The following is a 14,785-nucleotide window of genomic DNA, read 5'->3' as shown; positions in this document are numbered from 1 at the left end:
AGAGGGGGTAAAAGTGGCAGAATTCCAAACTTTGTGATTTAATTCACTTCATAAAATAAAATTTTAAATAGATTGTGAAAAAAATCACAATATATCTTGAAAAGCTGTGTTACGATCAGTGCGTGAACAAGAGATAGTACACGAGATAACAGGAGGATGAGGGAAATGGCTGTTAAAAACGAGGTTATCCAAAAAGAGCAAAGCGCTGAGCAGTATATTCAAACACTGATTGACCGGGGGAACCGGGCACAGAAGGCTTTTATGAGTATGAATCAGGAGCAGATTGACGAAATCGTACAAGCTATGGCAATCGCAGGGATGGATAAGCACATGCATCTGGCGAAGCTGGCTGTTGAAGAAACAGGACGCGGTGTGTATGAGGACAAAATCATTAAAAACATGTTTGCAACAGAATATGTCTATCATAGCATCAAAAATGAAAAAACCGTTGGTGTCATTGAAGATAATGACTTTGACAGTTTTCAAAAAATAGCAGAGCCCGTCGGCATCATTATGGGGATCACTCCAGTGACTAATCCGACTTCAACTACAATGTTCAAAGCGTTGATTGCTATTAAAACACGTAACCCGATCATCTTTGGTTTCCATCCATCCGCTCAATCGTGTAGTGCGGAAGCAGCTCGCGTTTTGCTTGAAGCAGCCGTCAAACATGGTGCTCCGGCAGATTGTATTCAATGGATTGAAGCTCCATCGATGGATAAGACAAATTCACTCATGAATCACCCGGATGTGGCGCTGATTCTGGCAACTGGTGGATCAGGCATGGTTAAGGCGGCATATAGCTGCGGTAAACCTGCTCTGGGTGTAGGCCCAGGTAACGTGCCTTGCTTTATTGAAAAAACAGCAGACATCAAGCAGGCTGTGAACGATCTCATCCTCTCCAAATCTTTTGACAACGGTATGATTTGTGCTTCCGAGCAAGCGGTTATTATCGAAGAGCCAATCTTCGAACAAGTGAAAAAATTGATGATCGCTAACGGCTGCTATTTTGTAAATAAAGAAGAAGCAGCTAAGCTCACTCAAGGAGCTATGAATGTCGAGAAATGTGCAGTGAACCCAGCTATTGTCGGGCAGTCTGCTGTAAAAATTGCTGAAATGAGTGGTATCACAGTACCAGCAGGAACTAAAATTTTGGTCGCTGAGATTGAAGGGGTAGGAACAAAATTCCCATTGTCTGCGGAAAAATTGAGTCCTGTATTGGCTTGCTATAAAGTAAAAAATGCGGAACAAGGTATTCAACGCGCTGCTGAAGTCGTGGAATTCGGGGGCATGGGCCACTCGTCCGCTATTCATTCGAACGATGAGGACGTTATCGCTCGGTTCGCAAACCGTTTGCAAACAGGCCGTATCATTGTAAATTCGCCTTCCACACATGGTGCGATCGGTGACCTCTACAACACCAACCTTCCATCGCTGACACTGGGTTGTGGTTCGTACGGACGTAACTCGACTTCGTCGAACGTATCGGCAGTCAACTTGATTAATGTGAAAAGGGTGGCGAAACGAACGGTGAATATGCAATGGTTCAAAGTACCTTCCAAAATTTATTTCGAAAAAAATTCGACTCAGTATCTTGCTAAAATGCCTGATATCACACGTGTAGCCATTATCACAGACCCTATGATGGTGAAACTCGGATATGTGGATCGTGTCATTCATTATTTACACCAACGCCAAACGCCAGTAGCTATCGAAGTGTTCTCTGAAGTAGAGCCAGATCCATCGACAGTTACGGTAGAACGTGGTACTGAAATGATGAGACGTTTCCAACCGGATTGCATTATTGCATTGGGCGGCGGTTCGCCGATGGATGCGGCTAAAGGCATGTGGATGTTCTATGAATACCCAGATACTGATTTCAACAACTTGAAACAAAAATTCATGGATATCCGCAAACGGATCTACAAATACCCGCGTCTTGGTCAGAAGGCACAATTTGTAGCCATTCCTACAACCTCGGGTACAGGTTCGGAAGTTACGTCGTTCGCAGTTATTACAGACAAAAATCAGGGCAACACGAAGTATCCGCTGGCTGACTATGAGCTGACTCCTGATGTGGCAATTATTGACCCTGAGTTTGTATACTCGCTGCCTAAAACAGCTGTAGCGGATACAGGTATGGACGTACTGACGCATGCTATCGAGGCCTACGTGTCCGTAATGGCTAGTGACTACACAGACGGTCTGGCGATTAAAGCCATTCAACTGGTATTCCAATACCTGGAGCAATCGGCTCTGACTGGCGACAAGCTGGCTCGTGAAAAAATGCATAATGCTTCCACACTGGCAGGGATGGCGTTTGCCAATGCATTCCTGGGTATTAACCACAGTCTTGCGCACAAATGGGGCGGACAATACCATACAGCGCACGGTCGCACGAATGCCATTTTGTTACCACACGTCATTCGTTATAATGCGAAAAAACCAACGAAGTTTGCTTCGTTCCCTAAATATTCGCACTTTGTTGCGGATGAGCGTTATGCAGAAATTGCACGCATACTGGGACTGCCTGCCCGTACAACGGAAGAAGGGGTTAACAGTCTGATCGAAGCGATCCGCAAGTTGAACAAAACACTCGGTATCGAGGAATCGTTCCAGCAAATCGGCTTCGATGCGAAGGATTTTGAATCGCGTGTAGATTATCTGGCTGACCGCGCTTTTGAGGATCAATGTACAACTGCGAATCCGAAGCTGCCGCTGGTTACCGAATTGGCTGATGTATACCGCAATGCCTTCTACGGACGTTTTGACCAATAATATATAGGTACGAAGAGGCTTGTGACTAAGCATTTTCCCGTTAATACCAACGCAGGCTCTCTATATAGAGGGCCTGTTGGTTTGGGAAGGGGGGTGAACGGCAAGGATAAAAGTACGGGCGTGAAGCTAAAGAAAATAAAGTGATAAATGTCACCTGTATTGTGATTTTTGTCACATACTACACTCTATCATTATTCTACAATAAGGGTGTAAGAAAGGTCCCGACACTGAGCGTAAGGCATCGGTGAAAAGGCCGGGCTCGAGACACTATTTTAATGTGAAAAAAATCACAAGTCCGGAAGACCAAACAATTTGGAGGGATTTACATGTCGGTGATTGAGAGAGAATTACAAGAGCAACAATCTGGCTGGAGAGGTTTCAAAAAAGGTAAATGGACTAAAGAAGTCAACGTCAACGATTTTATTGAAACCAATATCTTACCTTATGTCGGTAACGAGGAATTTCTAGTTGGTCCTACTGCCAACACAACTGCACTGTGGGATATTGTATCCGATCTTACCAAAAAAGAGTTGGCAAACGGTGGCGTGCTTGATGTAGACGTGAATACGCCATCCACCATTATTTCACATAAGCCGGGCTATCTAGACCGGGATAAAGAACAAGTTGTCGGTGTACAAACAGACGCTCCATTCAAACGCTCTTTGCAGCCGTTTGGTGGAATCCGGATGATGATCGACGCTTGCAAAGCCTATGGCTTTGAAGTACCGCAAAGCATTGTTGATATCTTCACTCATATTCGCAAAACGCATAATCAGGGTGTATTCGACGCTTATACCGATGATATGAGAGCAGCTCGTAAAGCGGGTATTATCACTGGTTTGCCAGATGCATATGGTCGTGGTCGCATTATCGGTGACTACCGTCGTGTAGCACTGTACGGCGCAGACTTCCTGATTAAAGACAAAAAGGCTCAACTGAAAAGCCTTGAAGTGGATTCCATGGAAGAAGACGTAATTCGTCTGCGTGAAGAAATTTCCGAGCAAATTCGCGCTTTGAACGAGCTGAAACAAATGGCTGCTGAGCATGGTTTCGACATCTCAAAGCCTGCTAACAACGCAAAAGAAGCTTTCCAATGGGTGTATTTTGGCTATCTTGCAGCGATCAAAGAACAAAATGGTGCTGCAATGTCCTTGGGACGTGTATCTTCCTTCCTTGATATTTATACTCAACGGGATATGGAAGAAGGCGCAATGACAGAAGAGCAAGCACAAGAATTGGTCGATCATTTTGTTATGAAACTGCGTATTGTTAAATTCCTGCGCACACCTGACTATAATGAACTGTTCAGCGGAGACCCAACATGGGTAACTGAATCCATTGGCGGTATGTCCATTACTGGAGAAACTCGGGTTACTAAAAACAGCTTCCGTTTCTTGCACACCCTGTACAATTTGGGACCTGCACCGGAGCCAAACCTGACTGTACTGTGGTCTGAAAAATTGCCTGAAGGCTTCAAAAAATATTGTGCCAAAGTTTCTATTGAAACTAGCTCCATTCAGTATGAAAATGATGATCTGATGCGTCCGATTTATGGCGATGATTATGGTATCGCTTGTTGTGTATCGGCAATGAAAATCGGTAAACAAATGCAATTCTTTGGTGCCCGTGCCAACTTGGCTAAAGCTTTGTTGTATGCCATCAACGGTGGTGTGGATGAAAAATCAGGTGCTCAAGTGGGCCCTGAATATCCTGCAATTACAGGTGAAGTGTTGGATTACGAGGAAGTGCTGAGCCGCTTCAAGCCAATGATGGAATGGTTGGCAAAACTGTACATGAACACTTTGAACGTTATTCACTACATGCATGACAAGTACAGCTACGAACGGATTGAAATGGCGTTGCATGACCGTGATATTGTCCGTACGATGGCTTGTGGTATTGCTGGTCTGTCCGTTGCAGCCGATTCCCTGAGCGCCATTAAACATGCGAAGGTGAAACCGATCCGTAACGAAAAAGGCATCGCCATTGACTTTGAAATTGAAGGGGAATACCCTTGCTACGGTAATAACGATGATCGTGTAGATAACATCGCAGTAGAACTGGTAGAGTCCTTCATGGGCATGATCCGCAAGCACAAAGCTTACCGGAATGCGATTCCTACTCAATCTGTATTGACCATTACTTCCAACGTGGTGTACGGTAAGAAAACAGGTACAACACCGGATGGACGTAAAGCTGGCGAACCGTTTGCACCAGGTGCGAACCCAATGCACGGACGCGACAAAAAAGGTGCTTTGGCTTCCCTTAGCTCCGTAGCTAAGTTGCCTTACGAGCACAGTCTGGATGGTATCTCGAATACCTTCTCTATCGTGCCTAAAGCACTGGGTAAAGAAGAAGAAACACGCAAAACGAATCTCGTTTCCATGATGGACGGCTACTTTGGAAGCCATGCGCATCATCTGAACGTTAACGTGTTTGCTCGTGAACAATTGCTGGATGCGATGGATCACCCAGAAAACTATCCACAGCTTACGATTCGCGTATCAGGCTATGCCGTTAACTTTATCAAGCTGACTCGTGAACAACAGCTGGATGTCATTAATCGTACTTTCCACGGTACAATGTAACAAAGCTTTACGTATCACATATTACAACGACGCACGCATAGCGGATGCGGGAAGGAAGATGCAACATGCTGAAAGGTCACATACACTCATTGGAAACCTTCGGGACCGTAGATGGTCCTGGCATCCGCTTCGTGCTTTTTATGCAAGGATGCTTGTTAAAATGTCAATATTGCCACAACCCGGACACCTGGGCTTTAAATGAAGGCAATCCAATGACACTGAAAGAGGTATTGGCTGAAATTGAGCCATATTTAGCCTACTACCGTTCTTCGGGAGGCGGATTGACCGTATCCGGTGGAGAACCGACACTGCAAGCTCATTTTGTAGCAGAGCTGTTCAAAGAAGTGAAGCAACGCTGGAATTTGCACACGACGCTGGACAGTAACGGTTTTAATGATGCAGGCCGTATCCATGAACTGCTGGACGTAACAGACTTGGTGTTGCTGGATATTAAGCATATTGACAACGACAAGCATATTAAGCTTACAGGCAAGTCCAATGACCGTATGCTGAGTACGGCACGCTGGTTGTCTGAACAAGGGCGCAAGATGTGGATTAGACACGTGTTTGTACCGGGTATTCATGATGATGAGCAGGATCTGCTGAATTTGGGACGGTTTATCGGAACGTTGAACGGAGTCGAAAAGTTCGAAATTTTACCCTACCATCAAATGGGTGTATACAAGTGGGAAATGCTCGGCAAGGCGTATCCGCTGGAAGGGGTTCCTTCCCCTACAGATGAAGAGGTCCAACGGGCTTACCGTCTCATTGAAGAGGGCCGTCTGGAGACTGCAGGGATAAATGTCGCCGTCCGTCCGTCATAATGTTGAATGACCGTTAAAATACTTTCTGTTTATGAAGCCGCCGCCCCATCAGGTCAGATGGGGCGGCGTTTTTTTGTTGTAGTATTTCTTGCAGCCACAGGAGAAAGTTCCCTTTTTTTCATGTTCAGAAAAATTCCCAGCAACTTTTGGGCAACAGCCGCGTCTAATAGTATGACTTTTTACGGGGATGATAATAATTTGGTAATAGAAGGAGACAGAGAATGAATTTCAAGAAATGGACCATGCTCACCGCGCTTGCGGTAGCCCAGGTGGCTGCAGTAGCCCCTGTAGGAGCAGAAGCAGTATCCACTGTTCAATCCACCGATTCGGTTAGCGGACAGCAGGCTCAGGCCAATGTCACAGATTCCGGCGTTGATAATAGCATCGGGGGACAAGATAGCACTGGAACACAAAATGACATGGTGACACCTGATAACACAGGCGTATCCAATGATCCATTGTCTGGTTTGCCGACGGATACAACCAACGGATCGAACGTATCCAATGATGTATACGGTGGGGACGGAACGATCATCAACCCTGGTGGTTCTCCAACATCCATGAGTGCAAATCAACTGATTTTGTATTTGAACAGCGCAAAAATGGAACAAAACGGACAGGTGTACACGGCGACTCAGCCGATGACAGTCAAGGACGGTGTTTCTTATGTAGCTATCCGTTCGCTTGTCAGCCGCGTCGGATTACAGTTTAGTTATGACACTGCTACCAAGGAAACCGTTATCACCCAAGGTACAAACGTGCTACGCTTCAAGACTGATAGCAAAATTTATACGGTTAACGGTGAGGCTCGACAAATGAAGGGACCGGCATTCCAGCAAAAGAACGTATTTATGGTGCCGTTGACCTCTATTACACAGGCCTTGAATATTCCTTATACTGTAAATAATATTACAAAACAGGTTATTATGGATTTGAATCAAAAGCCTAAAGCTTCCTTCACGGTTCAGCAAAAAGATATCTATGCAGGCCAAACGACAGTTACGTATCTTACGAAGGAATCTTCTCCTACAGGTCTTCCGATTGTGAACCAGCGTTGGGAAGGCAAGCAGGATGTATTTCAGGAGCCGGGTACATATGTAGTTACATATTCCGTTCTTGATTCGGCAGGGAACTGGAGCGATCCTTACTCCGTGACCATCACAGTAAGACCGCCAAACCAACCGCCGGTGGCTCTGTTTACGACTGATAAAAAAGAATACAAAATGGGTGAAAAAATTACCATTACCGACTTGAGTACGGACGATGAAAATGCCATCACCAAGCGTGACTGGGTGAACAAGAAGCTGGCGTTTTTCGAGCCAGGTGATGTGACCATTACACTGACCGTGACCGACAAACATGGCGAAACGGGTACAGTAAGTCAAACGATTAAAATTACGAATGAACTGCTGTACAATGAAGATGATTTCAACAAAATCTTCACGCCCTTTGGTGATAAATACAGTGTAGATGGCAGTCAGGTGCCTACCATGGCTACCATTCCGGTAACCAGTACATCTTCACCACGCCTTCTGATCCGTGCTAACAGCCCGGAACGTGTATTCCAGGATGGCATTGTGTATCAGGAAATGGGATCAGGCAGCACACGTATACTCGTCCATCATGTGAATGAAACGGGCAGAGATGTAAAAATGTACGTTATCGCAACCAACAATAATATTACTGCTACCAATCTGAACGTCGAAAATTCCGGTTTCGCCGGCCCATCTGAGTTTGCGACGGCTGCGGGTAAGATTTCGATTCAGCGGTACTTTCAATCCATGCAGGATGGAAGCAAACGTTCCAGCACAATTCTGAATCCAGGCGAAAGCCGCGTTATTTTACAGGATTTGAATGCGCAAAAAATTAAGCAAAAACAGGTCATTTCTCTCTTATCCGACTTGTATACGGATCAACCTATTCAATACACAGTTGTTGTGTTAGATGCAAATGCAGATCCGTTGACTGCAATGCCTACTCTCGCAAAACTGCCTAAGGACGGCATTCATAACCGTGGAACGTATGCGAATTCGGATATTACGCTTCAATATACGGAAGAGGTTGGTAAAACAGCTCAGCGTATCGTTCTTGGCGACAATAAAGTAGACCCGAACCTGCTTGGTTCAGACGGTCTGGACGGTTCTTCTTCCTCCAATGCGGGTAATTTTGGTGTTGTGTATAAGGTTAAACTGGATCGCGTAGCGCCGTATTCCCTGATTACATTTAATCCGCGTGGTGGTGAATACTCTGGCTATGCTATGGTGAATAATCAGGTAGTGGGTATCCCGACGAACGGCTCCGTGTGGGCTCCGAATGAGATGAGTGTACTGTATCGTACAGGTCATATCGAGGAAAGTGTAGAGATGTATTTCACTGCTGCGGCGGGTAGTAACTTGCCAGTTTCCGTGGTAGTTATGCCATTACCAGCTATTAAAAATTAATATGAACATCCGGTTTTGTTTATCGCTTTAGACCGAAGGGTCTCATCATTCACCGTTTAAAGTCAGATCACTTACAGAATAAAGGCGTTCTCCTGTTGCGGATTCGGTTCAAGCACAGGAGAACGTCTTTTTCTTTATCAAGAGCGCGAATATCTCTTATAACTTTGACTTTAATCGTGGTATAATAAGTAGATGCAAGCCTAAGCCTGCATCAGATAACCTGAAACTACAGACAGGGGAGGGTGAAACGCATGCTGACAAAGGATGAAATTATCGCAACAATGTCCACTCAGGGACTGCGTATTACGGATCAGCGCAAGACGCTGGCCACGTTATTTTCCGAGAATGAAGGGTATCTGTCCCCAAAAGACGTTTATGAATATATGGGTAAAAAATACAGCGGACTCAGCTTTGACACCGTTTACCGTAATTTGCGTGTGATGCAGGAATTGGGTGTCCTGGAGCAGGTATCTTTTGAGGATGGGATGAAGTTCAAGGTGAGCTGCAATGAGCATCATCACCACCATCATATGATTTGCCTGAGCTGTCAGAAAACTTTACCGATCTCTTTCTGCCCGATGCAGATGACAGATACGACAGATCAGTTCCAAATCGTTGAACACAAGTTTGAGATTTTCGGTTATTGCAAGGAATGCCAGAAGAAGAACGGGCAAGCAGAGGCCAATTCTAATGGGGGATACAAACAGGCGAGCGGTCACACTCACAGCCACGGAGGCTACTGAAATGAAGATTACCACACGCAGAGTGGTTCAAGCTCCGATTAAGTTATACCGATCCTATATTTCACCGTTAAAGCCACCAACCTGTCGCTTCTATCCGACGTGTTCAAAGTACGCACTTGAGGCGGTGGAGGTGCATGGTGTGCTCAAGGGCTCCTGGCTGGCCGCCAAACGTATAGCGAAGTGCCATCCCTTTCATCCAGGTGGTGTAGATCTGGTGCCTCCTGCTAAAAAGAGGGCGAATAGATCCGATGAAGATCGTTTTGCTGACCGTACCGGGAAGGGATTGACTTGACATAGCTATGCGGGTTTGGTTATATTTTGGATAATAATGTTTTCCTGTGAAGGGATGAGTAGGGTCAGCCGTCCAGTACAGAGAGCCGGGGTTAGCTGCAAACCGGTCTGGAACGAAGCCTGAATATGGTCCTGGAGGAACCTTTTTCGAGCGTGTTTGCCAGCAGTTCAATGTTTATAGGGGCAACCGTAAGGGAAAGGCGTGATCCAGCGTTAATGGGCGGTCAGAAGTGACTGGTGAAGCCTGTAGTCTGCGAGGATACGGGAAATTTGGGTGGTAACGCGTGAGGTGACTCTCGTCCCATAGGGACGGGGGTCTTTTTTGTGCCCAATTGGTGTGAAAAACATGAATTGGAGTACCGAATTCAGGGGAGCATGCCTTATTTTGCTGCCATGAACAAAACAGGAGGCAATACACATGTCCAATGAGAAAACATTTTACATTACGACACCGATTTATTATCCAAGCGACAAGCTACATATCGGTCATGCGTACACTACGGTAGCCGGAGATGCGATGGCACGCTACAAGCGGCTGCGCGGCTACGAGGTGCGCTATTTGACAGGAACGGATGAGCATGGACAGAAGATTGAGCAGAAGGCGAGTGCGGCTGGCAAAACACCGCAACGTTTCGTTGACGATATTGTGGCAGGGATTCAGGATTTATGGCGGAAGCTCGATATTTCCAATGACGATTTTATTCGCACAACGGAAGAACGGCACAAGAGCGTTGTACAGGAAATATTTGATCGTTTGCTCAAGCAAGGGGATATTTACAAGGGCGAATACGAAGGCTGGTACAGCATTCCTGACGAGACTTATTACACGGAAACTCAACTGGTTGACGTGGTCAAGGATGCGGAAGGCAACGTGGCTGGAGGTAAAAGCCCGGACAGTGGCCACCCTGTAGAACTGGTCAAGGAAGAGTGTTACTTTTTCCGTATGAGCAAGTATGCTGATCGTTTGCTGCAATTTTATGAGGAGAATCCGCAGTTTATCCAGCCGGAATCCCGTAAAAAAGAGATGATTAACAACTTCATCAAGCCGGGGCTGGAGGATTTGGCTGTATCCCGTACAACCTTTGACTGGGGCGTTAAGGTGAAGGGTGATCCGAAGCATGTCGTATACGTGTGGATTGATGCGCTCTCCAACTACATTACAGCCCTGGGCTATGGTTCCTCCAATACCGAGCTATACGATAAATTTTGGCCTGCCAATGTGCATATCGTAGGGAAGGAAATTGTACGGTTCCACACGATTTACTGGCCAATCATGCTGATGGCGCTGGATCTCCCGTTGCCTAAAAAAGTATTTGCACACGGCTGGCTACTCATGAAGGACGGTAAAATGTCCAAGTCCAAAGGTAACGTCGTAGACCCTGTAACGCTGATTGACCGCTATGGTCTGGATCAACTTCGTTACTACTTGCTGCGCGAGGTGCCTTTCGGCGCGGATGGAACCTTTACACCGGAAAGCTTCGTTGATCGGGTCAATTCTGATTTAGCGAATGATCTGGGCAATTTGTTGAACCGTACCGTAGCGATGGTAGACAAATATTTTGAAGGCAAGGTTCCGGCTTATGAAGCGAATGTAACAGCATTCGACGGGGCTTTGGAAGAAATGGCAACAGTGACTTACAGTAAAGTAGAAGAAGCGATGGAAAACATGGAGTTTTCCGTGGCACTGGCGGCGATCAGCCAATTTATTAGCCGCAGCAATAAGTATATTGACGAAACACAACCATGGAACCTGGCCAAGGATGAGGACAAACGCCGTGAGCTGGCATCCGTTATGGTGCATTTGGTAGAAAGCTTGCGCATCGCGTCTATTTTGCTCCAGCCGTTCTTGACCCGCGCTCCGCATAAAATTTGGGAACAGCTGGGCATCAACGAAGGTGAACTGACTACATGGGAAAGCGGCAAGCAGTTTGGTCGCATTCCGGAAGGAACGCAACTGGTCAAAGGCAATCCCATCTTCCCGCGTCTGGATTCAGAGCAGGAGGTTGCTTTCATAGTCGAAGCGATGACGGGTGGCAAGAAGCCAGAGGAAGCTACCGCGCAGCTTCAACCGCAGAATGCGGCTGAGGCGGGCCAGGAAGCGCCAGAGGCGAAGGAAGAGATTGGTATTGAGGACTTTGCCAAGGTAGAACTGCGCGTCGCTCAGGTTATCGCCTGTGAGCCTGTGAAGAAGGCCGACAAGCTGTTGAAGCTCCAACTTGATCTTGGTTATGAGCAGCGTCAGGTTGTATCGGGCATTGCCAAGTTTTACACGCCGGAGGATATGGTTGGACGCAAGGTGATTTGTGTGACCAATCTTAAGCCTGTGAAGCTGCGTGGGGAGCTGTCACAAGGCATGATTTTAGCAGCATCGCACGGAGATCAGCTTACGCTGGCTACAGTACCGGAAAGCATGCCTAACGGCGCGATTGTAAAATAAATAAAACAAGTAATGAGCGTATGTCTTTCGGTTTTTATGCCGGGGCATACGCTTTTTGGGTTGCAACATATTTTGCTGCGTCCTCACGTATGTTTTAGTAATAGGGCTTGTTTGCTCGCGTTTACTTAAGACAGGCGGGAGGAAATGATGATGACGGATGTTAACGCCGGGTTGGCGATCATAGCAGGATTGGTTTCTTTTTTTCACCTTGCTGTTTGCCACTGTATCCCTCTTATTTATCTTACATGACGGGGATGTCGGCACATGAACTGGCCGAAGGACGGCATAAGGCTGAGGTGCGTTACCGTACGATGGGACATACCCTTGCTTTTGTACTGGGTTTTTCCGTTGTGTTTTATTCCTTGGGTGCAAGTGTAGGGTTGCTGGGAGAATGGTTTGGCAATTATGGGGATACGCTAAGGGTGGTTGCGGGGATACTGATCTTGGTGATGGGGCTGGTATCTCTTGGCGTGGTACGGCCTTTGATTTTGATGCGGGAGCATAAGCTTCGCTGGACATGGAAGCCTGCCGGTTATGCCGGTTCCTTTGTGATCGGAATCGGATTTGCGGCAGGCTGGTCTCCCTGTATCGGTCCCATGCTGACAGCTATTATCGCTTTGGCGGCAGTAGAGCATCATACCTGGTTCAAGCTGGTCACAGGCTACGCGCTTGGTTTTGCGATTCCATTTTTTGCATTGGCTTTACTGGTCGGCTCTGTTCGTCTATCCTCGCGTTACACGTCAATTATCGTCAAAACAGGCGGTATACTGCTGATCATCACCGGAATTTTGCTAGTAACGGATCATATGACGGGTGTAACGCTGTTTTTACAACGGATTACGCCGGATTGGATGCTGGTTATGTGAAATACTCAATACGACTTAATGGAAAATGTTCAAAAATGCGCTCGGTGATAAATTCTCGCAGTGCGTTTTGCTGTTCATCGGGATAAACGTATTTGTTCTGTCCCCAACGTCCCCATTTTTTCTTGCGTTTCTCCATGTCCATTTCCAGCTTGGTTTTTGGATAACGCTTCTCGATCACAGCCTTGGATGTTTTGGTAAAACGATGCTGGATCAATTCGAACGTCAGATCTTTTGTGGCATCCTGAGGCAAGGTTTCACCCAATTTGCGCAGTAGCTCGCCATATCCTTCTTCCCAGCCGTCATACCAGATGATTGGCGCGATAATAAAGCCTAGCGGATAACCGGCTAGGGCGATTTTGCCCGCTGCTCCAATGCGTTCCTCGAAGCGCGAAGTCGCAGGCTCAAACTGTTTAATAACATAATCGGAATTAATGCTAAACCGGATGCGGGTATGACCATTATGCTGAATATCTAGCAGCGGATCGACATGATGATATTTGGTAACAAAACGCAGGCGACCAAATTCTTCGTCTGCCATAAAACGAATCAATTCTCCGAGCGATCCGGTGATATGCTCCAAACCGATCGGGTCGGAGGTACAGGCTGCTTCAAAACGAGTTATTTCGGGTGCACGTTCCTCGATATAGCCTTTAGCTGCCGATAAGATATCATCGGTATTGACATAGACGCGTAAGTACGGCTTTGCCCCTAATGTCGTTTGCAAATAACAATAGTGGCAGTGTCCCATACATCCGGTCGAAATAGGAATGGCGTATTCAGCAGAGGGCTTGGATTGGTCGAAGGTTAGCGTTTTGCGAATACCGACGACCAACGTCTTTTTCGCCATTCGATATTTTTCAACTTCGGTTTCGCCCGGTAAATTGGTAATCCGGTTATGAGATGTGGTCATACGATACGGAATGTCTTTGGCTTTGACCCAATCCATAATACGCTGACCCTTGGGATAATTCAGTGCGTCCGGCTCGAAAAATACCAGATCAGGCACGAACGGTTTGGTTCCTTTGGTTTTGACAGGAGTACGCTTAAGCGTGGACATGGGTAACGCTCCTTTCAGGAATAAATATCCAGTAGTAGCTTGGGTGTCCAACTCTAACTCATGCCATAGGAGAATGATACAAGGACGCTATTAGTATGCCCTGCTTAAATTGAACAAAACGTGGCAATAGCTGTGAGCAGAGGGATGAGACTTGCCAATAGGCAATGATAACATGTATCATTACATATGTAGGTTCAACGCAGGAAATGAAGGCGGTAAGCGCCCGTTCAATAACAGAAAAGAGGGAAACAAGTGCCAACGCCAAGCATGGAAGATTATTTGGAGCGCATTTACCAGCTGATTGATGAGAAGGGATACGCCCGTGTCTCGGATATCGCAGAGGGTCTGGAGGTCCATCCTTCGTCCGTTACCAAGATGATCCAGAAGCTGGATAAGGATGACTATCTCGTATATGAGAAATATCGGGGATTAATTTTAACACCCAAAGGGAAAAAGGTCGGCAAACGGCTGGTTGATCGCCACCAGTTACTAGAGCAATTTCTGGATATGATTGGGGTCGACAAGGACCTGATCTATAAAGATGTGGAAGGTATTGAGCACCATTTAAGCTGGGATTCCATCACCCGCATTGAGACATTGGTCGAATATTTCCGCCGGGATGAAGATCGTTTGCGCCAGCTTCACGATATACACAAGGAATTGAGTGGTGATTCCTGACAGGCATCGTCCGTAAGGACAGATGCTTTTTTATTTGTCCCTACCGCAACAAATACCCGGGTATTAGCGTCTATCCATTATA

Annotated in this window: 9 protein-coding genes and 1 pseudogene; 9 read left to right on the top strand and 1 reads right to left on the bottom strand. The window is 46.4% G+C overall.

Going from position 1 to position 14,785, the window contains the following annotated elements:
• Positions 1 to 165 precede the first annotated feature (165 nt).
• From adhE to QMK20_RS15565, 8 genes and pseudogenes are all read left to right on the top strand, one after another.
• Positions 166 to 2,778, top strand: a complete 2,613-nt coding sequence (gene adhE, locus QMK20_RS15600; RefSeq protein WP_283652333.1) for a bifunctional acetaldehyde-CoA/alcohol dehydrogenase — start codon at positions 166 to 168, stop codon at positions 2,776 to 2,778.
• A gap of 326 nt (positions 2,779 to 3,104) precedes the next feature.
• Entirely contained in the window at positions 3,105 to 5,366 is a 2,262-nt protein-coding gene (gene pflB / locus QMK20_RS15595; RefSeq protein ID WP_283652332.1) for a formate C-acetyltransferase, read from the top strand.
• Positions 5,367 to 5,431: 65 nt separating this feature from the next.
• Entirely contained in the window at positions 5,432 to 6,190 is a 759-nt protein-coding gene (gene pflA / locus QMK20_RS15590; protein WP_283652331.1) for a pyruvate formate-lyase-activating protein, read from the top strand.
• Between the two features lie 221 nt (positions 6,191 to 6,411).
• Positions 6,412 to 8,631 (top strand): copper amine oxidase N-terminal domain-containing protein, encoded by a 2,220-nt coding sequence (locus QMK20_RS15585; RefSeq protein WP_283652330.1) that lies wholly within the window; start codon positions 6,412 to 6,414, stop codon positions 8,629 to 8,631.
• A 251-nt stretch (positions 8,632 to 8,882) separates the two neighbouring features.
• A complete protein-coding gene (locus tag QMK20_RS15580; RefSeq protein ID WP_044647275.1) occupies positions 8,883 to 9,374 on the top strand; it encodes a Fur family transcriptional regulator in 492 nt (163 codons plus the stop codon).
• Between the two features lies 1 nt (position 9,375).
• Positions 9,376 to 9,666 carry a membrane protein insertion efficiency factor YidD gene (gene yidD / locus QMK20_RS15575; protein WP_283652329.1) on the top strand — a complete coding sequence of 97 codons (291 nt, stop codon included), beginning with the start codon at positions 9,376 to 9,378 and terminating at the stop codon, positions 9,664 to 9,666.
• Positions 9,667 to 10,083: 417 nt separating this feature from the next.
• Positions 10,084 to 12,102, top strand: coding sequence for a methionine--tRNA ligase (metG, locus tag QMK20_RS15570; RefSeq protein WP_283652328.1), 2,019 nt, complete (start codon positions 10,084 to 10,086; stop codon positions 12,100 to 12,102).
• A 150-nt stretch (positions 12,103 to 12,252) separates the two neighbouring features.
• Positions 12,253 to 12,968 (top strand): annotated as a pseudogene (locus tag QMK20_RS15565) (cytochrome c biogenesis CcdA family protein).
• Here the strand turns inward: QMK20_RS15565 and splB are convergent.
• Positions 12,961 to 14,025 (bottom strand): spore photoproduct lyase, encoded by a 1,065-nt coding sequence (gene splB / locus QMK20_RS15560; RefSeq protein ID WP_283652327.1) that lies wholly within the window; start codon positions 14,023 to 14,025, stop codon positions 12,961 to 12,963. The pseudogene QMK20_RS15565 and the gene splB sit on opposite strands and share 8 nt — an antisense overlap.
• Positions 14,026 to 14,277: 252 nt before the next feature.
• Here splB and mntR point away from each other — a divergent pair, with 252 nt between their 5' ends.
• Positions 14,278 to 14,703 (top strand): transcriptional regulator MntR, encoded by a 426-nt coding sequence (gene mntR, locus QMK20_RS15555; RefSeq protein ID WP_007430946.1) that lies wholly within the window; start codon positions 14,278 to 14,280, stop codon positions 14,701 to 14,703.
• Positions 14,704 to 14,785 lie beyond the last annotated feature (82 nt).

It is taken from the genome of Paenibacillus sp. RC334 (genome assembly GCF_030034735.1).
Classification (GTDB): Bacteria; Bacillota; Bacilli; order Paenibacillales; family Paenibacillaceae; genus Paenibacillus; species Paenibacillus terrae_A.
This window is presented reverse-complemented; position numbering and strand designations above follow the sequence as displayed.